Source organism: Roseiconus nitratireducens (assembly GCF_008629675.1).
In the GTDB taxonomy this organism is placed as follows: Bacteria; Planctomycetota; Planctomycetia; order Pirellulales; family Pirellulaceae; genus Stieleria; species Stieleria nitratireducens.
This window is the reverse complement of sequence record NZ_VWOX01000007.1, coordinates 108212-130437: the sequence shown is the minus strand read 5'-3', so window position 1 is coordinate 130437 and position 22226 is coordinate 108212. Positions and strand designations below refer to the sequence as shown.

General features: G+C 59.3%; 20 protein-coding genes. 8 read left to right on the top strand and 12 right to left on the bottom strand.

Going from position 1 to position 22226, the window contains the following annotated elements:
* Positions 1-6: 6 nt before the first annotated feature.
* The 5 genes from FYK55_RS13925 to FYK55_RS13905 all read right to left on the bottom strand — a co-directional run bounded on the left by FYK55_RS13925 (position 7) and on the right by FYK55_RS13905 (position 4970).
* Positions 7-681, bottom strand: coding sequence for a cytochrome c oxidase assembly protein (locus FYK55_RS13925; RefSeq protein WP_150077039.1), 675 nt, complete (start codon positions 679-681; stop codon positions 7-9).
* Complete coding sequence (locus FYK55_RS13920) at positions 681-1073, bottom strand: hypothetical protein (RefSeq protein WP_150077038.1); 393 nt, start codon at positions 1071-1073, stop codon at positions 681-683. Before FYK55_RS13920 ends, FYK55_RS13925 begins: the two co-directional genes overlap by 1 nt.
* 9 nt (positions 1074-1082) lie before the next feature.
* The gene (ctaD, locus tag FYK55_RS13915; protein WP_150077037.1) at positions 1083-3599 is read right to left on the bottom strand and encodes a cytochrome c oxidase subunit I; all 2517 of its coding nucleotides are present in this window, start codon (positions 3597-3599) and stop codon (positions 1083-1085) included.
* Positions 3596-4531 (bottom strand): cytochrome c oxidase subunit II, encoded by a 936-nt coding sequence (coxB, locus tag FYK55_RS13910; protein WP_150077036.1) that lies wholly within the window; start codon positions 4529-4531, stop codon positions 3596-3598. Before coxB ends, ctaD begins: the two co-directional genes overlap by 4 nt.
* Positions 4532-4607: 76 nt before the next feature.
* Complete coding sequence (locus FYK55_RS13905) at positions 4608-4970, bottom strand: hypothetical protein (RefSeq protein ID WP_150077035.1); 363 nt, start codon at positions 4968-4970, stop codon at positions 4608-4610.
* Between the two features lie 415 nt (positions 4971-5385).
* Here FYK55_RS13905 and FYK55_RS13900 point away from each other — a divergent pair, with 415 nt between their 5' ends.
* The 4 genes from FYK55_RS13900 (at position 5386) to FYK55_RS13885 (ending at position 8809) form a co-directional block, all read left to right on the top strand.
* On the top strand, positions 5386-6444 hold the full coding sequence (locus FYK55_RS13900; RefSeq protein ID WP_150077034.1) for a sodium:calcium antiporter: 1059 nt from the start codon (positions 5386-5388) through the stop codon (positions 6442-6444).
* Between the two features lie 354 nt (positions 6445-6798).
* Positions 6799-7857, top strand: coding sequence for an NAD-dependent epimerase/dehydratase family protein (locus tag FYK55_RS13895; protein ID WP_150077033.1), 1059 nt, complete (start codon positions 6799-6801; stop codon positions 7855-7857).
* Positions 7854-8468, top strand: coding sequence for a vitamin K epoxide reductase family protein (locus tag FYK55_RS13890; RefSeq protein WP_150077032.1), 615 nt, complete (start codon positions 7854-7856; stop codon positions 8466-8468). The genes FYK55_RS13895 and FYK55_RS13890 overlap by 4 nt, the downstream gene beginning before the upstream one ends.
* On the top strand, positions 8468-8809 hold the full coding sequence (locus tag FYK55_RS13885) for an SPW repeat domain-containing protein (protein ID WP_150077031.1): 342 nt from the start codon (positions 8468-8470) through the stop codon (positions 8807-8809). The genes FYK55_RS13890 and FYK55_RS13885 overlap by 1 nt, the downstream gene beginning before the upstream one ends.
* Before the next feature lie 141 nt (positions 8810-8950).
* Here FYK55_RS13885 and FYK55_RS13880 read toward each other — a convergent pair whose 3' ends face one another.
* Positions 8951-9766 (bottom strand): ZIP family metal transporter, encoded by an 816-nt coding sequence (locus FYK55_RS13880; RefSeq protein ID WP_150077030.1) that lies wholly within the window; start codon positions 9764-9766, stop codon positions 8951-8953.
* 241 nt (positions 9767-10007) lie between these two features.
* On the opposite strand from FYK55_RS13880, the gene FYK55_RS13875 reads away from it, so the two are divergent.
* On the top strand, positions 10008-10790 hold the full coding sequence (locus tag FYK55_RS13875; protein WP_161604495.1) for a TIGR01458 family HAD-type hydrolase: 783 nt from the start codon (positions 10008-10010) through the stop codon (positions 10788-10790).
* A 44-nt stretch (positions 10791-10834) separates the two neighbouring features.
* Here FYK55_RS13875 and FYK55_RS13870 read toward each other — a convergent pair whose 3' ends face one another.
* Positions 10835-11455 carry a DedA family protein gene (locus FYK55_RS13870; RefSeq protein ID WP_150077028.1) on the bottom strand — a complete coding sequence of 207 codons (621 nt, stop codon included), beginning with the start codon at positions 11453-11455 and terminating at the stop codon, positions 10835-10837.
* Positions 11456-11803: 348 nt separating this feature from the next.
* Here FYK55_RS13870 and FYK55_RS13865 point away from each other — a divergent pair, with 348 nt between their 5' ends.
* Both FYK55_RS13865 and FYK55_RS13860 read left to right on the top strand, forming a co-directional pair.
* Positions 11804-12262 (top strand): beta-lactamase hydrolase domain-containing protein, encoded by a 459-nt coding sequence (locus FYK55_RS13865; RefSeq protein ID WP_150077027.1) that lies wholly within the window; start codon positions 11804-11806, stop codon positions 12260-12262.
* A 69-nt stretch (positions 12263-12331) separates the two neighbouring features.
* Positions 12332-13735: an MBL fold metallo-hydrolase gene (locus tag FYK55_RS13860; RefSeq protein WP_150077026.1), complete on the top strand. Its 1404-nt coding sequence runs from the start codon at positions 12332-12334 to the stop codon at positions 13733-13735.
* Positions 13736-13842: 107 nt separating this feature from the next.
* On the opposite strand, the gene FYK55_RS13855 is transcribed toward FYK55_RS13860, so the two are convergent.
* The 3 genes from FYK55_RS13855 to FYK55_RS13845 all read right to left on the bottom strand — a co-directional run bounded on the left by FYK55_RS13855 (position 13843) and on the right by FYK55_RS13845 (position 18301).
* On the bottom strand, positions 13843-15906 hold the full coding sequence (locus tag FYK55_RS13855) for an amylo-alpha-1,6-glucosidase (protein WP_150077025.1): 2064 nt from the start codon (positions 15904-15906) through the stop codon (positions 13843-13845).
* 117 nt (positions 15907-16023) lie between these two features.
* Entirely contained in the window at positions 16024-17652 is a 1629-nt protein-coding gene (locus FYK55_RS13850; protein WP_150077024.1) for an alpha-amylase family protein, read from the bottom strand.
* 424 nt (positions 17653-18076) lie between these two features.
* Positions 18077-18301, bottom strand: coding sequence for an acetyltransferase (locus FYK55_RS13845; RefSeq protein ID WP_150077023.1), 225 nt, complete (start codon positions 18299-18301; stop codon positions 18077-18079).
* Between the two features lie 143 nt (positions 18302-18444).
* Here FYK55_RS13845 and FYK55_RS13840 point away from each other — a divergent pair, with 143 nt between their 5' ends.
* Complete coding sequence (locus FYK55_RS13840; RefSeq protein ID WP_235908682.1) at positions 18445-20538, top strand: transketolase; 2094 nt, start codon at positions 18445-18447, stop codon at positions 20536-20538.
* Positions 20539-20768: 230 nt separating this feature from the next.
* On the opposite strand, the gene FYK55_RS13835 is transcribed toward FYK55_RS13840, so the two are convergent.
* Positions 20769-21206 (bottom strand): hypothetical protein, encoded by a 438-nt coding sequence (locus tag FYK55_RS13835; protein ID WP_150077022.1) that lies wholly within the window; start codon positions 21204-21206, stop codon positions 20769-20771.
* Positions 21207-21240: 34 nt separating this feature from the next.
* Positions 21241-22149: a DUF4142 domain-containing protein gene (locus FYK55_RS13830; RefSeq protein WP_150077021.1), complete on the bottom strand. Its 909-nt coding sequence runs from the start codon at positions 22147-22149 to the stop codon at positions 21241-21243.
* Positions 22150-22226: the final 77 nt, after the last annotated feature.

Sequence of the window (22226 nt, the reverse complement as noted above, 5' to 3'; positions counted from 1 at the left end):
AGTCTTTCATTTTGTCGGCAGCTCGTTCCCTGGTGGCGGGGAAACGGCGGGACTCGCGTTCCAACGGACGACCAGATCCCGCGACAGCCAGAGTCCTCCGCTGAGGTAAGTGATCCCGCCGACGATCAGCATCACGGCGCCACCGACATGCTGGTCCTGCAACGGATCCATCAACGCGCCGGCCGCATGGTGCTTGAAAAGCAAGCGAGGCGACATCGCCAACAAAGCGCCCAGCAGGGTCATGTGCATTGAGGTCAACAGCAGTCCCAAGACGCCGGCGGCGCTGCGTCCTTGCTGACGCGGTTGGGGGCCGCCGAAGGCAGAGAGCCAAACCCACAAACCCGCCAACAGAAACATCGACTGCTCGATCACGAACCCCGGCAACTGGTGGCGAGCCCAGTGATGCAAGCCGGGGGCATGCCAAGCCCAGACGATCACCAACTCTGCCACTGACGCCGGCACGGGGGCAAACCAGGCCGGCGCCTTGCAAACGGGATCCCATTGCCGTCCGGCCATCCCGATCGCCAGCAAGGGCGCCGCGACGGCGACCACTGCCATGTGAAGCGTCATGTGGGCGGTGAACGATGTCTGCGCCCAGCTTGGCAGCGGGCCCAGCCACGCCGCCGCCAGCAGCAACCAGCCGAGATTCCACAGCCACTTTTGTCGGGCAGCTTGGCGCATCAGTGACAGCTCCCGACAAACACCACGACCAAGGCAGTGAATACCGTGGCAACGAAGCTCAGAATCGCCAGCAACGTCGTCGCGAACCCCAAGAACCGGTGCTGGTCGGCTCGGCTGTCAAAGTCATGCGGAAGCGTCGCCTCCCCCGTGCGGTGCTTGCGAAAGGCGATCCATCCGAACACCGCAATCAGCGTCAGCGCCACGACCGTGTAGGCGGCAATGGCCACCCGCACCGGATCGGCATCGCCCGCTTGCGGCCCCGCCTTCGCACACCAGATTGCCGCCGTCAGGTAGCTGGCCAGGAAGTGCACCGCCCAGACCAACGGCGGGAAGGTCAGCGACCACAAGCGATCGGGCTTTTCGGGAACAAATTCGTCGTCTGCATCGGTCATGAATCGCTCCTAGGAGACCAACGGAAAGAGCGAAATGACCAGGCTGGTGATCAACGAGGTCACGGCCATGAAATGCCAATACAGCGTGACGTTGACGATGTCCGCGTCGTAGCGTGACGTCATCCGCGACGCGGCACGGCGTGCCAGGCAATACAGATGCATGGTGACGCCAACCGCCAAATGCACCACCGTCCAGAGCACCAGGGCGCACACGATGGCCGGATAAACGTGCCGAGTCGGATCCATTTGATGGAAGTAGCATGCACCGACCAGCGCAAGCGCGCCAACAACCGCCGCCGTCGCCCCGGCGGCAATCGACCCGTAGAATCGCGGCGCGGAATCCTGTCGGTTGAACCGCTTGGCCAGCAGGGTCGCGGCCCAGGCGAACAGCACGCACGCCATCGACACCAGGGGCCAAAGGATCCCCGGCCCCCGGGCATCTTGCGGCGGAAAGTCTTCGTGAATCGTCCAGTAGAAGAAGTATCCGAACACCAGGGAAACAAAAGCCGTCATGTCACCCAGCATGGTGATGAACATCGCCCACCAGCCCACGGCACGTGGGCCAGAGACATACGTGGGAAGCTCCAGCCCCAAGCCAACGTCTTTGCGATCCTTCTCCGGTATCAACGCGGTTCCGGTCCACAGCCAAGTCAAGATGGTCACCAATGAAAGGACGCCGCTGACGCCGGCCGCCCACCACCAGTGGTACGTCGAGAAGATGAAAACACCGCCGGTGAACAGTGCCGCGAACATCGTCAAGAAAGTGGGGCCGGGTACACGCAAACATTGGATCGGTGTGGCATCCACGGTCGTCGTGACCAGAGTTTCGCGGAGCGTCTCTTCGGCGTCCGACAAGTAGAAGTTGCCCTCGTCCACATCACGGACGAAGTTCTCCTGGTCCCACAACGGATAGCGAGATTTCACGATCGGGATGCTGCGCACGCCCCAGGGCTTGTCCGGAACCTCTGCCAACCACTCCAGCGTCCCCGCGTTCCAAACGTTCCTCGGCGCCAAATCCTGTTTGGACTTCGGACGCAACACATCCCACAAAAAGACGACGAATCCCGCCGCCAGAATGAACGCGCCGATGGAAGACACCAAGTTCAACGTCTCGAAGCCCATGCCGGCCGGATACGTGTAGATCCGCCGAGGCATGCCGATCAAGCCCGTCAGATGCATCGGGAAAAAGCTGACGTTGAAACCGATCAGCATCAACCAGAACGCGATCGTCCCCAACCGCTCCGACAGCTGTTTCCCGCGGACCAGGGGGTAAAAGTAGTAGAACCCGGCAACAATCGGGAAGATCGTTCCACCGACCAGCACGTAGTGCAGGTGACCGACGATGAAATAAGTGTCGTGTGCCTGGTAGTCAAATGGTGCCAGGGCAACCATCACGCCGGTCAGTCCGCCGATGATGAACGTTGCCAATCCCGCCAGCACGAACAATAAGCAGACGGATCGGGTCACGCGACCGACCAGCAGCGTCGCGATGAAACAAAAGATCTGGACACCGGTTGGAATTGCCACCGCCTCGGACGCCGCGGAAAAGATCCCGATCGTGATCCCCGGCAATCCCGTGGTGAACATGTGATGCACCCACAGCCCGAAGCTTAAGAATCCGGTGCCGACGGCCGCCAAGACGATCCATCCGTATCCGACCATTGGCGTTCGGGCAAACGTCGGGACGATCATCGCCACCAAGGCGATCGATGGCAGAAAAACGATGTACACCTCCGGATGACCGAAGATCCAGAACAGGTGCTGCCAAAGCAACGGATCGCCGCCCCGCGAGGCATCAAAGAACGGCCAGTCCAAGGCCCGCTCCAGCTCCATCAGCATGTCACCGGCAATCAGCGGAGGAAATGCGAACAGAATCATCACCGCGACCACCAGGATGTACCAGGCATACAGCGGAATCAGATTCAGCCGCATCCCCGGCGGCCGGCATTTTAACACTCCTACGATCAGCTCCACCGCCGCGGCAATCGATGCGACCTCGATGAACGACAAACCCAACAGCCAGATGTCCACGCCGACGCCCGATTGGTATTCCGTTGTCATGGGCGGATACATGAACCATCCGCCCTGGGGCCCGACCCCAAAGAACAGCGACCCGCAGACGAACACGCCTCCGATGACGAAACACCAGAATCCGTACGCCGATAAACGGGGAAAAGGTAGGTCGCGGGCACCCATCATTTCCGGAAGCAACATGATCGAAATGGCTTCCAGGATCGGAACGGCGAACAGAAACATCATCACGCTGCCGTGCATCGTGAAGATCTGGTTGTACTGGTCCGCCGTCAGAAAATCGTTTTCCGGAAATGCCAGTTGGATTCGCATCACCAGTGCCAGCACGCCGCCGAACAGAAAGAAGGTGAACGCGGCAATCGTGTACCACAAGCCGACCTCGGAGTTGTTGACGGCGGACCAGTACCGCCAACCGCGCGGGGTTTCCCAAGCCTTCAATAATCTTCGGGCGCGGTCGTCCAGCGGCGGGTCTTGCCGAATCTCCGGAGCACTCATTTCAATTGCTCCAAATATGCGACCAACGCCGTCAACTCATCCTCCGGCAACGCCTCAAAAGCCGGCATTTCGACCTTGGGTTTGACCTGATGGGTCTGGGTGATCCAACGGCGAAGGTTCTGCCGCGTGTTGTCCAGCAGGCTCGCACCCAATCGCAATCGGCTGCCCAGGTGCGTCAGGTCGGGCCCCACAAGCCCATCGGCCGCGGTTCCTCGGATCGCATGACATGCACCGCAGCCGCGCTGCGAGAACACGGCTTTGCCGGCTACGGCCAAGTCGGTTTCCGGTTCGCTGGCGGGCGCACTCTGGTCTGCCAACCAACGTTCAAACGTCGCCGCGTCACTGACCACGACGTCAAAGTTCATCTGCGCGTGGGCTCCACCGCAGTATTCGGCGCAAACGCCGCGAAACTGTCCCACACGGGTCGGATGCAATTTCAACCGCGTTGTCCGCCCCGGAATCATGTCGACCTTGCCTCCCAGCGACGGGATCCAAAACGAGTGAATCACGTCCTCGGAGAACAGTTTGAATTCGATCGGCTGATCGACGGGCAACCGTATTTCGTTGGCGGTAGCGATCGGCTGGCCACTCGGGCCCAAATACTCAACACGCCACCACCAGCGGACGCCGTGAACATGCACGGTCAAGCTGCCTTCGGGCGCGGGCCGCTGCAGTTCCGGCATCATCGAAAGACCGTAGCTCAACAGACAGGTTAAGACCACGGTCGGAACCACCGCGCCACCGCCGATGACCAACAGACGCGTCAACCGGTAGTGATGCGCCTGGGGCCGGCGGATGGCATAAACGGCCAATCCGATCACCAAGCACCAGATGAGCGCTGCCCCTCCGCTCATCCAGTAGAACAGCTGAGCAATCGATTCGGCGCCCTGGCCGGCCGGATCGAGTGCTGACTGCGTGGGAAAGGAATTCATTGGGCGGACGATTTCCGGTCAAGCTGGGGCGAAAACGCGCAATTCGCAGGCCCGCCAACTTCTGCAAACGCGTTTATCAGGCGTCGGTGGCGGAGCTGATGTTGGCCGCCTTAGACGGCGTTCCCCGCTGAGGTTGCTCCGAGTCTCGCTGAGCGAGATCGTCAAATTGCTTCTGCAACTTGTCAGTCAGCGAAGTCAGCGCTCCGCCGCGGTGAATCGCACGCTCCTGACAACGGTCCTTCACGCGAGACTCAATTTCTGAACGCAGATCCCGACCTTGCTTCCTGGCGAACCCGCTCATCAGCAGCGATTTCAAGAGCGCATCGCTTCGCTCGGCAAGCATCGGTTCGCCGCCTGTCAGTGTGTCACAGCACAATTCGGCCAGCGTATCGAGTTGCTGTTCGATTTCCGGATTGGAATCAGTTTGTGAATTTGTCATCGATCTTCCTTTCTCTTGTGTTATCGGCAATCAGCCGGAAACAACTCGTCTATCGGCTGGCAGCCTGCTGACCCGGAACGCCTGGCGGAGGGCACGCCTTCGTTCTGCACGTCAACCGGTTGGCCGACGGCAAAACGATTCGCACCGGATTTGGCGGTCGTCATGGCTGCGGTTTGCCAGGCGGCGAGCCAACTTCGGCGCCGGAAATCACGGGCAAACACGTTCATCGCGTTCCAGCGGCCGGCAGCTTGAACAACTGAAGCAAATGGTATGCCGCAAGTCTCGACCGCCCGAGCCGGGCCCGTCTCGGCCCCTCGGGCTGCGGAATCCAGGCCTCCGAAAATCGGTTGACTTTCAGCGCAGCGGACGGCGGGAATGGCGAACCGGCACAACGATTGCAAAACCGGAAACGGTCATGCTTGAATTCACCGATCGGTCACTCTTCGTCAACGCCGCGATCTTTACCCTCGGTGCGCTCGGCGTCTGGTTGGCGGGAACCAAGCTCAGCCGATACGTGGACTTGTTCGCCGAGCGGACCGGTCTGGGGCAGGCATTCGCCGGAGCGCTGATTTTGGGCGGGGCCACCAGCCTGCCGGAGCTGGCAACGACCCTGACCGCTTCTTACTCCGGCGCGGCGAAACTGGCGGGGACGAACTTGCTTGGCGGCGTCGCCATGCAGATTGCGGTCCTGGGTTTGATTGACGCCTTCGTCCTTCGCGGCAAACCGCTGACCCTGTTTTCACCTCAACCATCCTTGTTGATGGTGGGCGTCATGTTGATCGTCATGGTTGCTTTCGCGTCGGCAGCCGTCGCCAGCGGTGAAATCTTCTCAATCGGATCGGTCGGCTTTTGGCCACTGTTTCTGCTGGTCGCCTACGTTTCGTCGCTCGCCGTGATTTACCGTTACGAAGGCAACCCGCGTTGGGAACCCAAGGGTGACGTTGCCCAGCCACCAGAGTCCGCTCGCGATTTGAAAGATGCCCACCAGGCGAATTTCTCGCAAACTTCGACAACGCGAATCGTCACCTACTTTCTGCTCGCCTCCACGGTGGTCCTGATTGGAGGGTTTTTCGTGGCCCGAACCGGAGAAGCGATCGCTGAGCAAACGGGGACTGGGCAGAACTTTGTGGGGGCAACCCTCGTTGCCTTGGCGACCAGCTTGCCCGAATTGAGCACGACGTACTCGGCCGTCCGTTTTGGTGCCTACAGCATGGCAGCGGCCAATATTCTGGGCACGAACAGTCTGGAGATTGCGTTATTCCTCCCGGCGGAGTTGGCTTACCGCGAAGGTCCAATCTTTGATGCGTTGGATCCGTCAGCCAGCTTCCTGGCTTCGCTGGGAATCATTCTGACCAGCCTGTACCTGTGGGGAATCCTGGAACGCCGGGACCGAACCGTTGCCGGAATGGGCGTCGATTCTTTCGCCGTGCTGTTCATCTACGTCGCGGGTCTGGCGATCTATTACACACTCTGAGCTGTGACGGCGCTGTCCGACAGGTCGACGGCGACATGGTCGCGTCTTTCCATTGAGGCCGTTGTTGGCAAAGTCGACAAACTTCGCCGATGCCGGCAATCGCAGCCGAAAGCCATGCACTGGAGAACCGAGCTTCACGTTTCAGGCAGAATCAAGCTGGGCGCCTTCGGCGGCCCAACGCCATAGATGTTGGCATAAGACTTGCGTTGATCGATGTGACTCACGAATCGTGATTCAGCCGACGTTTTCATGTGACACGGCCGACCCGACGCACTCGGACGCGTTCGCTTGAATGATGCTCCCTGGCCTTCACGTCGTATTGGTTCTCGTTTTACCGCGCTATGCATCTGCACCATGACCGAACAACGCCCTGCCGTGATCGTGACCGGAAGTTCCGGGTTGATTGGACGTCCTGTCTGCCTGGCGCTCGCTGAGCACGGATACGATGTCTACGGATTTGACCGAGTCGGCTTGCCGGAACCGCCGAAAGAGCACGAACACGTGACCGACGTGGAGTGCGACGTCACCAGCTATTCCTCCGTCCGCGGTGCCGCGCAACGTGTTCGCGAGTTGACCGGCGGTAAACTTGCCAGCGTGGTTCACATGGCCGCGTACTACGATTTTTCGGGCGAACCCAGTGATCTGTATGAAAAGGTCACCGTCAACGGCACCGATCGGCTGCTCAACGCGCTGGAACCGTTCGAGCTGGAGCAGTTCATTTTCACCAGCACCATGTTGGTGCACGAGCCATGCGAGGTCGGCCAACACATTCAGGAGGAAGACAGCCTGCAGGCGAAGTGGCCGTACCCGCAAAGCAAGATCGACACCGAACGACTGATCCGCGAAGGCCATCCGAACGTGCATTCGGTTTTCCTGCGGATCTCGGGGATCTACACCGACTTTGGCCGTCAGCCGACGCTGGTCCAGCAAATCAAACGGATTTACGAGAAAGACTTCCAAGGACACTTTTTCCCCGGGGATCCACGCAGCGGTCAGTCCGCCGTGTACCTGGATGATGTCGTTGACGCGATCGTGCGCACGGTCGAACGGCGTCACAACATTCACAGCAAGACGGCGATCCTGATTGGCGAACCCGATCCGCCGTCCTACGAGTCACTGCAAGAAGAAATCGGTCGACAACTTCACGGGAAGGAGTGGGCGACGCTACACATTCCCAAGCCGGTGGCAAAAGTCGGCGCTGCCGTGACGGACAAACTGTCTGGCGGCGAGGCATTCATCAAACCATTCATGGTGGCGATGTCCGACGACCACTACGCTTTGGACATCTCCCGCGCGAAAGAATTGCTGGGTTGGCAACCAGAGCACGAGCTGATGTCCATGTTGCCGAAAATCCTGCAGGGCTTGAAAGAGAATCCCGACCAGTGGTATCAGCAAAACGGGCTCAAGCGATGACAAGCGAGTTGGATCGCAATGTCCCTCCGTACAATCACAATCCCTCCGCGTGGAGCCAGCGGATTCCGATCTGCGTGCTGGCCTTCGTCGCCGCAGCCATTTCTGCGCACCTGTCCCTGTTCCAATGGGGCTTCATCGAAAGTGCCTGGGACCCGGTGTTTGGCGATGGCAGCAATCGCGTGTTGAAGTCGTCAACCGCCGAGCGGATGTTTGGAATCATCGGAATTCACGATGCCGCGTTGGGCGTCTTGGCCTACCTCGGTGACGCCATCCTGGGTTTCGCCGGCTCGACGCGGCGGTGGCAGTATCGTCCCTGGCTGGTAATCCTGTTCGGAATCGACGTGATTCCGCTTGGCATCGTCAGCGTGGTGTTGGTGTTCTGCCAAGCGGTGGTGGTCGGTGAATGGTGCTTTCTGTGTTTGGTTTCAGCGATGATTTCCCTGATTCTCGTGTACTGGGCATGGGATGAAGTCCGTGCTTCACTCAGCTACCTGCGTCTGGTCTGGAAGCAGAATTCCAGTGTCGGTCTGCTTTGGAGAGCCTTTTGGGGATACCGCAGCGAAGCGATGGAGCGTGCTGCGGAAACGTTATTGTCCAGAGAGGTGAGGTGATGTGGGGACGAGTCATCGAGATCATGACTGCGGTCTGGTTGGCCGCCAGCCCGTTCATCTTCCGGGCCTCCGACAACAGTACGTTCGTGTGGGCTGATTCATTGATCGCGCTATTGGTCTGCGTCTTGGCCGGACTTTCCTACTGGCAACCGACCCGACACGCTCACCTGCTGATCCTGGTTGTTGGCACGGGCTTGGCCTTGTGGGGCCGATTCGCAATTTCGCCCCCACCACCCATTCACCAAAACCACATCGTCGTGGGCTTGTTCCTGTTGATGATCGCGTTGATTCCCAATCACGCCTCACTGCCGCCCCAGACCTGGCAAGATGACGTGGCTTGAGCACAGAGGAACGATGCGATTCGATCGGCCCCCGATTCGGAATTCCATGGGGTGTCCGTCGCCCGACGCTGGCTCAGCCGAGAAGACCTCGTTCGGCACGCATCGATGCTTCAGGGCGATGGCTTCGAGATCCTCGAACGCTCAACCGGCCAAAGCGACGTCCAGGACCATCATCACGACGAATCCCAGCATCAAACACAAAGTGGCCAGATCATCGTTGCCTTCTTGCTGCGTTTCCGGAATCAGTTCTTCGACGACAACGTAAACCATCGCACCGGCCGCAAAACTGAGGGCAAAGGGCAAAACGGGGGCGGCGTACACCACCACGGCGGCGCCCAACACGGCGGCAACCGGTTCGACCACGGCCGAGGCTTGACCGAACATCCAGGACTTCAGTCGGCTCAGCCCCTCGCCGCGGAGTGGCAGCGCCACCGCCACACCCTCGGGGAAGTTTTGGATCCCGATCCCCAATGCCAGCGCCACCGCGCTGCCCAAGCTGGCGACCGCCGTCTCGCCGCCGGCGCCGCCGAACGCAACTCCCACGGCAAGGCCCTCGGGAATATTGTGCAACGTGATCGCGGTCACCAGCAACACCGAACGGCGCCACGTCGTTTTCGGTCCTTCAGCCTTTTCCTCCGGCAATCCCAAATGCAAGTGCGGCAGGGCCCGGTCGAGTCCGTAGAGAAACCCGCCGCCGAGCAGGAAGCCGACAGCCGGAGGCAGCCAACTCGGCCAGCCCTGTTCCGCTGACACGTCAATCGATGGCGCCAACAAGCTCCAATAGCTGGCCGCCAACATGACGCCACCGGCAAATCCCAGCATCGCGTCCAACAGCTTGCGATGAACATTGAGTAAGCCAAAAACAACGGCGGCACCGATCGCCGTCACGCCCCAAGTGAACATGCCGGCGAGAAAGGCCTGAAACACGGGGCTTTGAGATTGAAACCAATTAACCATGCCGACACCGCCCGCAGCTTTCGTGCCCGGCCATCACCTTCGTCTGAAGAACGTTCGAATGATCACATCGCATTCGTGAAAGTCTGGTCGACGACGGCTTCGCTGAAAAGCAGCCTTCTTCGCCGCAAATCTGCGGAAACCGACTCGATTTCGACGAAGCCGGAGCTCTGCCGGCGAGAATACTCTCCAGGCGGCACTCGATCCATTCCACCCTCGCGTTCCTATTCACGGAGCCCTTGAAGTGATTGATAGACCTTACGACGCGTGCCTGATCGACATCGCCGGCGTGATTCACACGGGAGGACGGGCGATTGCGGGATCGGTCCAGGCGATTGGTCGCCTGCAAGCTTCCGGGATGCCGTTTCGATTGCTTACCAACACGACATCCAAATCGTCGGGCATGGTCCTCGCAATGCTGACCGAGCTCGGGGTTGACGTTTCCGCGGAGGATCTTCTGACCGCCCCCAAAGCGACCATTGAGTACCTGAAACAGAATGATCTCCGCCCGCACCTGCTGATCGCCGACGCGTTGGAGGAAGATTTCCAGACTTCGGGGCTGGAGCTGCAATCTCCGAACTGCGTGGTACTGGGCGACGCGGGTGAAAAGTTCACCTACCCATCGTTAAACCAAGCATTCCGGCTTCTGCAATCGGACGATCAGCGACCTTTGATTGCGATGGGCGGAAATCGATACTTTCGAGAAGCAGACGGAGACTTGTCGTTAGACATCTTTCCATTCGCAGCCCTGCTGAGTGAAGCCGCCAGCCGCGAGGTGGTCATCACAGGGAAACCATCCGCGGAGTTCTTCGCTGCCGCCGTGGGGTCACTCGGGACCGAGCGCGAGCGGACCGTGATGATCGGCGATGACCTGGAAAGCGACGTTGGCGGTGCATTGAACGCCGGAATCGATGGCATCTTGGTTCGCACCGGCAAATTTGATCCAGCCGAATTTGACCGGTCCGCAATTCAACCCACGGCCGTCCACGAGGATCTTGCCTCCGCCGTCGATGAAATCTTGCCGTAATCAACGATGTTCGGTTCGGCCCGAATCGATGACGAGATTCTTTCTTACGCGCCGGATTTCGCGCGAGTCCGTTTCGCGCGTTGAGTGACCAAACGGTACAACCACCAGCCAAAGAGCCCGAGCACGACGGCAGTGCTGACGTAGCTGAGGGGCTTGGCGAGGCTTCCGTAGTTGTCAGCCAACCACCACCCCAACCCGGCCAACAGGGCCGTCCAGGCGATGGTCCCGATCGCCGTGTACAACGAAAATTTCCCGGTCGGCATCTCGGCGAATCCGGCGGGAACGCTGATCAATGTCCGAACACCGGGGATCAACCGGCAAACCAGCACGGCAAGGGATCCCCAACTTTCAAACCAGTCTTCGGTCCGCCGAATATCCCCCTCCGACAGCGTCATCCACCATCCGTGACGCCGGACCCAATATTTCAGCCGCTCTTGACCGATCCATCTGGCAAGCAGGTACCAGAACATCGCGCCGGCGAAGGATCCGACACTACCCGCACCAACTGCGGCCCAAAAAGACATGTTGCCTTGAGACACGGAGTAGCCCGCCCACGGCATCACCACCTCCGACGGAATCGGAGGAAAGATGTTTTCAAGCAGCATCAGCGCACCCACACCGGCGGCGCCGAACTGTTCCAGAAACTCTTGAATCCATGAAGTCATGGTCCGGTGAGGGGTGCAATCGGTGTTCCAGATCGCACACCGACTTCCCCCAATACGTCGAACCGCGGAAGCAATCGACAAGCGTGGAAGTTCGAAGCAGCGAAATTCGGGGATCTGATCAGCCGGGACGCCGAAGTCGGCGGGGCGGGAAGAACGGCACGCCGGTTGCACCAAGGGGATCGCGCGGAGGGTTTGGCTGAATCGTTGGCGAACCCGTTGCCACCCTCCGCGTTTTCGGCCCGGTGATTTTTCACCGATCGGCGTACCGCCACTCCCTCGGAGCGGACTTCGTCGCGGTCGAACTTTTCACCCTTTCCACCCGGACGTCCCACACGGAGCACCACCCCGATGTCTCAACGCATGAAGATCAACGATCAAATCACCGTCGGCCCCCAACCCGACGAAACGGAGATCGCCACCCTGGTGGACGATGGCTTCAAGTCGGTGGTGAACTTCCGCACGGATGGCGAAGACGAACAGCCGATTTCACCGGACACGGAACAACGTCTGGTCGAGGCAGCCGGGCTCCGCTACCTGCACTTGCCGGTATCGATGAAATCGATGGATCCGAAACTGGTCGACGAGTTCCGAAGCCAGCTGGAGGCTCTTCCCAAGCCGGTGTTCGCGCATTGCAAGAGTGGCAAGCGGGCTGGTGCGATGACCATGATGCACGTCGCCGCGGAGCAGGGAATGAGCGGCGAGCAAACCTTGCAGAAGGCCCAACAAATGGGGTTCGAGTGTGATCAGCCCGAACTGAAAGAATTCGTGAAGAGCTACGTCGATCAACACGCGCAAAGTGGTGCCTGATGACGGCTCCCGGCCGCACCCGACCTCCTTCCCAAGAAACTGTTCCTCTAGCGGGATTCTCACCTACCGATGCTGATTCAGTCGTTCTTCGTTCCGGGCCTTGCCATCGCTTCGTACCTGATCGGTGACGAAAAGAGTGGCACTGCGGCGGTCGTCGACCCGACGCGCGATGTGGACAAATTTATCGACTTTGCTTCCGCTCATGGTTTGCACATTCGTCACATTTTGGAGACGCACGTCCACGCCGACTTCGTCTGCGGATCGCGTGAACTGAAGTCACGTCTGAAGGACAAGCCGGTGATTCATTGCAGCGGCTGCAACGGTGACGAATGGACACAACCGTTTGCCGACGACCATGTTCGCGAAGGCGACTCAATTGACCTGGGTGATCTCCGCCTGGAGTTCTTGCACGTTCCCGGACACACCCCCGAGCACATTGCGATTCAAGTCTTTGATCGCACGCGGAGCGACCAGCTTCCCTGGTTGATGTTCACGGGGGATTTCCTGTTCGTCGGCGACGTCGGACGTCCGGACCTGCTGGGCGAAGAGGCTCAGCAAGAGCTCGCGCATGAGCTCTATCAAAGCTTGTTCGAAAAAACCGCGGCATTGCCGGATTTCACCGAGATTTTTCCAGCTCACGGTGCCGGATCGCTGTGTGGAAAGGCGATCGGATCCCGGCAATCGTCTACCCTCGGCTTCGAGCGTCGATTCAACAAGTCGCTCCAGCAGCAAAACGAATCGACTTGGGTCCGCTCGTTGTTGGATCAGATGCCGCTCGCGCCGGCTTATTTCAAACGGCTGAAGCGGATCAATCGAAACGGGGCCGACTTGATCGGTCCCCAGTTGCCCGGCCAACGTCGCTGGAGCGCCAAGCAAATCCGCGACCGGATTTGCGAAGAATGCTTGGTCGTGGACGTCCGGCCAAAAGAAGCCTTTGCGGCGGCACACATCCCCGACTCAATCAACATCCCGCTGGGGGAAAACCTACCGACCTGGGCCGGATGGGTGTTGCCGTATGATCGCCCCACGCTGCTGGTCGTCGACGACCCGGACGATGCGGCGAAGGTCACCACCCATCTGTTGCGGGTGGGCTTTGACGACGTGCGAGGCTATCTGGATGGCGGCATCGAATCCTGGGAAACCTCCGGCTACGAACTGGCATCACTGAACACGGTGTCGGTCCACCAACTGGACCAGTTGATGCGAAACAGGTCAAACCTGACCATCTTGGATGTCAGGACGGAGAAGGAGTGGGATGGCGGACACATCGACGGAGCCATTCACATCCATGGCGGGATTCTCCAAGATCACTTGGATGACGTTCCCAAGGACCGGCCCGTGTCGGTCATCTGCGGTTCGGGCTATCGAGCTTCCATCGCAGCATCGTTCCTGAAACGATCCGGCTTCGACGACGTGACCAACGTTGTCGGCGGAATGACCGCGTGGCAGGCCGCGAAGCTGCCTACGGTGTGAGTCATCCGCACCGGCTTTTCCAACGTCTTCCGCCCCGCGGCCTGTCGCCTTTGAACTACCATCGATCCCACCCGCTCTGGTCGCGGCAGGCCGACAGGGACACGCCATCAGGAATCTGAACGCGGCCCCTTCCATTCGCGAATCACCCGTTTCGCCTGGAGCAACTCGGCAACGCCCCACGCTTGCGCAAAACAACCCTTGGGATGATGCGGCGGATCACCGTCAAAGATTTCGCTTACCTGACCGATGCAGGCGTCATCCAAATGCCGTTCCAGGCCGTTCAGAAAGGTTTCTGCTTGATCGGCCCGATCGGGAAAAGCCCTGCACCAGGCGCGAACGAACGGTCCGATCAGCCAAGACCAGACGGTCCCTTGATGGTAGGCCCCATCCCGTTGCCACACATCGCCGCGGTACACACCGTGGTATTCGGGATCATTCGGCGACAATGACCGCAGGCCCACCGGCGTCACCAGATCCCGCGCGACGGTCTGCACCATGTCCGCCCAATGCTCTCGGTCCAGTACCGGGTGTTCCAAGGAAACCGCGAATAACTGATTGGGACGCAACGCCGCGTCATCGCCGTCGTCCCCGTCGACAACATCCAGAAGGTACCCCAGGTGGTCACTCCAGAAACGTCGGTTAAAGGACACGCGTGCCATCTCAATCCAGTCATCGACCGGGGGCGAATCGTTTGAATCACCGCAACGCCGATCCCAGCCACGGAACAATTCCAGTGCGTTGTACCACAGGGCATTGATTTCGACCGCCTTTCCGCTTCGCGGCGTCACCACCCAATCTCCGGCCTTGGCATCCATCCAGGTCAGTTGCACATCCGGTTGCCCCTGGATCAGCAATCCGTCCTGCGGGTCCACGCCGATCCCGAATCGCGTTCCGGACAGATGGCAACGGATGATCGACTGCAGCTTGGGCATCAGTTGCCGAACAAGATCCAGATCTCCGGTCGCGGCTTCGTATTCGTGGATTGCCTGAAAGAACCACAGCGTCGCGTCGGCCGTGTGGTACATCCCTTCCTGCCCTCCTTCCGGAAACAGATTGGGGATCAGCCCGTCACGGACATAATTGGCGAACGTGATCAAGATGGCGCGTGCGTCGTCGTATCGCCCGCAAGCCAGCGTCAACCCGGGCAGGCTGATCATGGTGTCACGCCCCCAATCGGTGAACCACGGGTAGCCGGCAATCACGCTTCTGCGACTTTCGGTGACCACATCCGAAGCTTGATCCGGGAGATCGGCAAGCCGCCGAGGGGGCTCGATGATGAACTGATCCGCCGCAAACACCAGTTCCTTGAAACCGACGTCCGCCGACTGAACGGACAACCGAGCCAGGAGCTCTTCCCGCCGACGGTTCTCCGCTTCGAAGGCCGCTGCGGGATCCCAAGGTTCGCTCGCGAATTCATCATCGGTGAACGCAATCACCGTGAACGGCTGGTCTGGCTTGATCACCCATTCGAAGAAACCCGGACTGGCCAGCGCCCCCACGTGATCGTAGCCTCGCGCTTCTTCGATCGCGTAAAGGCAATTCGAATCGACCAGGGGCGCATCCGACCACGTCACTTGTCCGCCTGCCATTTGAAGCTGCAATTTCCGACCGCTGGATCCATCTGAGAACTCGAAACGATCGGCCGCTCGTTGAGTGCATTGGCTGAAGGAACGGGAGTCAACCGAATCATTGTGCCCACGAAATTGAATCATCGGTCGGACACGAAACCGAAGATCTTCATCGACCCCCGATGGCAGGTATCGAACGCAAACCGCGTTGCGCCGATGTGGCATGATCATCGATTTGACAATCTGGCCTTGGCCCACACGAAATGTCCAGGATGGAAGCCCGTCACGCAACTGAAACCGCTTGAACGCCGGTTGGCAATGGATTTCCGGCAATGACCCGGCATGCTGAACGCCCCAAAACGATCCAACGGTGTCCCCCTTTGAATCCAGAACGTCTTCCCGCAGCTGGCTGAGCGATAACACACGTCCTTCGGGGTGATTGGAAATGAGCAATCCATGGTGACGCCGCGTCGGCACAAAACCGAGGGTGCCGGAGGCGTAGCCACCATTGCCGGCGGTGACAAGCCATTCTCGCTGATAGAGTTGACGGAGCTGTTCCGGAGTGCTGCCAGACCACGTCGGCTCTCGAACGAAGGTGGGCATACCGTGACGAAGGGAAAAAGGGGCGATGGAAGAAAACGCAAGTGGTCGTGCGACGCGCGATTCGGGTTTGGGAGCAGATAGCACGACTTGCGGGAAAGGCCACTAATGAACAGGCCACTAAGGTTCCAGGCGAAACCAGCGATAGCCATAGCCGGCGACCTGGATTGGCAGGGTGATCCGTTTCGGAGTGTCATACCGGTCGTCGGTCAGCAGCTCGGTGACTTTGGCGTTCTTTCGCTCTGCCAAGTCGAGGGTGACCTCAAGATCCTGATCGCTCAGATTGTGCACGGCGACGACGCTGTGGCCGTCCCAAGTCGATTGATGGGCGATCACGTGGGAATCTTGAGTCTCAACCAGAGAGTGCTCACCACATCCGAATGCCGGATTCTCTTTCCGCACGCGGATCATGTGTTCGGTCACGTTCAACAACGACTCGGCGTCCCGCTGCTGATCGGTCACGTTGACCTTCTGATAGGAAAAGGGACCTTTCGAGACCACCGGACGAATCAATTCCGCCGCATCGGCATTGGAAAAACCCGCGCCTTTTGAGTCGGACCACTGCATGGGCGTTCGAATACTCGAGCGTTCCTTCAACGACAAATCCTCTCCCATCCCAATTTCCTCGCCGTAGCGCAGCACGGGCGTTCCCGGCATCGTCATCAGCAGGCTGTGCGAGAGTTTCAGGCGTTTCATGTCGCCGCCCAACATGGGTGGCAAGCGACGGCGGATCCCGCGGTCATAGATCCGCATCGATTCTTTCGGAGCCCAGGCCCGGTAGATTTCTTCTTGCTGCGACTGACTGAGCCGCCCCACGGCGAACTCGTCATGGTTGCGAAGAAAGTTGGCCCACTGGCAAGTATCCGGGATTCTAGGCGGCTTGTAGATCCCTTCGCGAATCGCCGTGGCATCGCCGCGAACCAGCGCCAGCATCACGTGCTGATTCAACACGAAATTGAACATCATGTGCAGCTTGTTTCCGTCCCCGAAGTAGTCGGGAACTTCGTCCATCGCCACGTTTGCCTCGGCCAACAGAATCGCGTCGCCCTTCAGCCAGGACAGGTAGTCGCGAAACTCACTCAAATACTCATACGGTTCATCGACCTGCACTCCGTCCAACGATTTCAGTTCGATCAGGAAAGGTGCTGCGTCGACGCGAAACCCCGACACACCCAACTTCAGCCAGAACGCCATCACCTTGCGGATCTGCTGGCGAACCTTCTCATTGGCAATGTTCAACTCCGCCTGGTGCTTGTAGAAACGGTGAAAGTAATATGCCTTGGCCTTGCGGTCGTAGGTCCAGGTCGTCTTTTGGTAACCGGGGAACACCAGAAATTCTTCCGCGTCGTCCGGCTTGTGGTCCTTCCAAACGTAAAAGTCTCGATAGGGCGAATCCTCCGAAGACCTGGCCGATTGAAACCAGGGATGTTCAATGGAGGTGTGATTCACGACCAGATCGATGATCACGCGGATCCCCCGTTCGTCCGCCGCGGCAATGAAGTCAACGAAATCGCCGAGGTGTCCGAGGCGGGGATCGACGTTGAAGTAGTCCATCACGTCGTATCCGTTGTCCCGGTTGGGCGTCGGATAAAAGGGCATCAACCACAGGCAGGTAACTCCCAGCCCAGCCAGATAATCCAACCGTCGTGTCAGCCCGATCAGATCCCCAATTCCATCGCCGTTGGAATCCTGAAAGGTTTCAACGTCCAGGCAATAGATGACGGCGTTTTTGTACCACAGCGTTTGCAAAACCGGCTCCGAGATCGATGAGGAAAACCGCCTCGCGAACCGGCAGGCCACGGCAACGGCGAAAAGTCTTGACGAGAGATCTTGTCAGGCCACCGCGCAAAGACAACCGTGCAACGACACACGAATGTGCAATGATTCACAATCGCGTCGCGGACAAGAACGTGTCGTCGCAATGCAATCACCGTGCCACATCGTGTCACTGCGCAGCGCCACCGCTCAGTGGCAGTGTGCGATTTCATGCCGGTCGCGTCTGTGAGCAGGCCACGAACGAAGCGGAAGCGCACGCCCCGCCGCGACGCACTGCCCAGATGCTCGCGCGATCCGTCGGCGCGGCCACCGGGCTGCGGAACGCCGCGCTCGAATGAGCGTCGCTACCGGTTGCAGAGGAAGCCAGACGGACCGATGGCGCGTCACGGCCGTTCGATCAGTGCGCCTTAGAAAGCTGATAAGACGGCTCGGTCCAGCATTTCGGAAATGATTCACCCGAGGGGAAGATCAAATCCTCTTTCCGGTACTCGTCCCGATCCTGCTCTTCCTCGCCTGCTTGCCGGCGTCCGCTGACGGTTTCCGCCAGCGGGTCGGCCAGAACCAAGACGTCGACAGGGTCGATACGAATGAGGTCGCCAGAGCTCTTTTCTTTGACAAACATCGGGTAGATCCTTGTTTCTCGGTACGAATTCAGTTTCTCGGTACGAATTCACACGACCACTCACCGACCGGGCTGATCGACCCCAGCGGAATCGAGGCCCCCAGGAGGCTCGGTAGTCGTTCAGTTTTGGCAAAAGCGATGCAATGCCTGTTCCTTCCGCGAAGAACACCCGCACTTCCTGGGTCTTCGAATCGATCGCCGCCTCTGGCACGCTGGCGCAATTCTTGCGTCGATTCGACGTGTTGCGATCGGGGAACGTCCAGTCGTCCACCACCGGAGACGTTCGGGGCTGGTCTTCCATAACCCGCCCTCGACATTGTCCGATCCGCGACCAGATTGATCGTCCACACGCAAGGAATGATGAAATGAACATGCAAGCGACTTCCATCGACCGTGACACGCTGGATCAGTTGGCTCGACAGATTCGCCGTGCGATTCTGCGTTCGACGACTCAGGCCGGTTCCGGCCACCCGACTTCATCTCTGTCCGCTGTCGAATTGATGACCGCGTTGTTTTTTCAGGGGCATTTTCGCTTCGATGCGGATCATCCCGAACACCCCAACAATGACCGACTGATCTTTTCCAAGGGACACGCATCCCCGTTGTTTTACTCGCTATGGGCCGCCGCCGGCCAAGTCAGTTCGGCTGACTTGATGACGTACCGTCAGTTTGGAAGCCCGATTGAAGGGCACCCCACCTCGCGATTCGAGTTGACCGAAGCCGCAACCGGTTCGTTAGGGCAGGGGCTGTCGATCGGCCTGGGGATGGCGCTCAACGGCCAGTACCTCGACCGACTTCCGTATCGCACCTTTGTCTTGCTCGGTGACAGCGAGATGGCCGAAGGCAGCCAGTGGGAAGCAATGGAGTTGGCGTCCCATTATCAACTGAACAATCTAATCGGAATCCTTGACGTGAATCGGCTTGGCCAGCGAGGCGAGACGATGCAGGGACACGACCTGACGGCGCACCAACGTCGAATCGAGGCTTTCGGCTGGGAAACCATCCTGATCGAAGACGGCCATGACCTGGCGGAAGTGGATGCTGCCTACCGAAAAGCCTTCGCATCTGATTCGAAACGCCCCAAAATGCTGATCGCCCACACGATCAAGGGAAAGGGCGTCAGCTTCCTGGAAGACCAGCCGGGTTGGCACGGCAAACCCCTTGATGAAGATCAACTGCAGCAGGCTCTGGCCGAGCTGCCGGCCGAAGGCGAACCGATCACCGGCAACCTTGCCAGCCCGGAGAACGCGCAGCCTGAAAAATCTTCCCCGCAAGCTTCCCAACCCTTCGACTACAAGATTGGTGACAAGGTTGCGACCCGGAACGCCTTCGGAAATGCGATCCAGCGTTTAGGTCCGCAATGGCCCAACCTGGTTTCGCTTGACGGAGAAGTCAGCAACTCGACGCGGGCCAAGTTCTTCGCGGAGGAGTTTCCCGACCGGTTCTTTGAAATGTTCGTGGCCGAGCAGAACATGGCCGGGGCAGCAATTGGCTTGGCCAGACGGGGTAAGATCCCGTTCGTCTCATCATTCGCCGCGTTTCTCACCCGAGCCTTCGATCAGATTCGAATGGCACGCTACAGTGACGTCAACGTGAAATTTGTGGGTTCGCATTGCGGCGTCTCAATCGGGCAAGATGGTCCCTCGCAAATGGGGCTGGAAGACATTGCCATGTTCCGCACCATCCAAGAAAGCGTTGTCCTGTATCCGTGCGACGCCGTTTCCGCCGAACGGCTGGTAGAAGCAATGATGCAACATCACGGCATTTCCTATTTGCGGACGACCCGCGGGAAGACTCCCGTGCTGTACGACGATCAAACCCGATTCTCGATCGGCGGGTGCAACGTGTTGCGCCGCTCGTCGAACGATCAAGCGACGTTGGTCGCGGCGGGAGTCACTGTGCATGAAGCGTTGCGGGCCCAAGAAACGTTGCAACAGGACGGCATTCAGGTTCGCGTCATCGATCTGTATTCGATCAAGCCTTTGGATCGGGAAACGCTGCGACAAGCCGCAGCAGAAACCGAGGTGCTGATCACCATCGAAGACCACTTCCCGGAAGGCGGCTTGGGCGAAGCGGTTCGCAGTGCGGTTGCCGAATCGACAGCGTCCATTCGATCGCTGGCGGTTCGTAAACGGGCCATGAGTGGCACGCCGGAAGAGCTCCGTGAGGACCAAGGGATCTCCGCGGACGGAATCGTGAAGGAAGTGCGTTCATGCGTCGGCCAGAGAGTGGGCTGAAATCAGCCGAACCTGTTTAGCTTCACTTTGCGTGAGCCGCGTGGCGCTAGCCGCGGGTTCTCTCGCATCGACCGGCGGCTAGCGACCTGCCGTTCATCGCACTGCAAATCACGGTTTTTTGCCTGAAAGTGACGTTGTCCCGCTAACCGCTGTCCTTGCCGATCCGACGCTCGCGAGTCACGAGACGGTGCCTCGCGAGCGTCAAAATCGATTCGCATTGCGGTTGATGCTTATCGGTAGTAGCTGTCTCTCAACCGCTGCCATGTCGTCGGTTCCGGCTCCCGCCGAGAGCTCATGAACAGGGCCGTCACGGCTGCGCCGACCACGATTCCGGCGACGAAGCTGGTCAGCACGGATTCGCCCGGCCGCTCAGCAATCACCTCGCTGGTCTGCTGGTAGGCCGCTCGCAACGACTCTCCGGCATGCTCGGCCTGCCTGCGGGCACGTTCAGAAAGTGAATCCGCGTCCGCGGGTGCAAATTCTCGAACGACGGCCTCGACTTCGTCTCGCTTAGCTGAGACCCGCTGTGAAACGTGGTCAACCAAATCGCTGACATTGTTTTCACAGCGCAGCAATTCTCCGCGTTGGATCTGCGGCCAACGGTGAAGGATTGCCTCGTGAACTTGATCCCACGCCGCTTCACTTTTGGTGGTGGTTGTCGTACTCATTTTCTATTCTCCGATGAAGAGTGTCAAAATTGGATCAACGTTTAATGGATTGCATCACTTGTTCGGCCGACTGGCGGTGTTGCATGGTCGTCGCGAGTGCCTGATCCAACGTGCTTTTCAGGTCGCCGTCAGCGTGATCACGCAGCACCTCCAAAACAGCCTGCTCCTTCAAATGTGCCGCCACGAGGACACCGACAAATGCGGCATCGAATTCATACCCGTCGCGGTTTTCCAGGTCATTACGGACCGCTTGCGACCACCGCTGGCTGATGTCGCGATGAATGGCCAGCCATCCAGCGGCTGCCGCGCCGCCCGGACGTCTACGGACGTCGGCGACATTGCGTTCGACGGCATCACGAGTCTCTTCCACGACACGTTCGGCGCGATTGGCCAACCGATCCACGCCGCTTTCAATCCGGTCGGCGATCCCTTCCAACGCGTCGCGACCTTCGCGGCCGTCCGCCTCGCCACGGTTTCGAAGCAGATTCCGCCGCCGATCCCGGCGCTGGTCGGATTCATCGGCTGCCTGGTCGTCGTTGCGATCGCCCGCGTTGACCTGCCTCAATTGCTTACTGAAGTCCTGATGATCCTGAATCACGGTCTCCGCGAGCTGCCGCACCTCAGGCGACTTACTGCGGTCCAACCCGTACTTGGCCAGGTCCACGATTTGACGCTGATCGACCAGTAGCCAGTTGGCCAGCTGGCGATTCGAGAGCGAAGCGTTCATCGCGCGGGCGCGATCGGTGCCGCGACGCCGATCGGACTGCACCCGCACCTCCACGTCTTCGCCACCAAGCCCCTCGTCTTCGACCTCGACCTGCCCACGCGGCGTCGCAACATCGACGTCCTGGCCCGAGGCGGAAGGGGAAAGCCCGCACGTCATGGCAATGGCCAGCGTCAAACCGCCAACCTTGACCGTCATTGGTTCGAAAATAGATTTCACGGTGGAACTCCCGTTTTACTCTTGTTTGAAAAGCTGACGTCACCAAATGCATCGGACGCACGCCCGCGATGACGCGA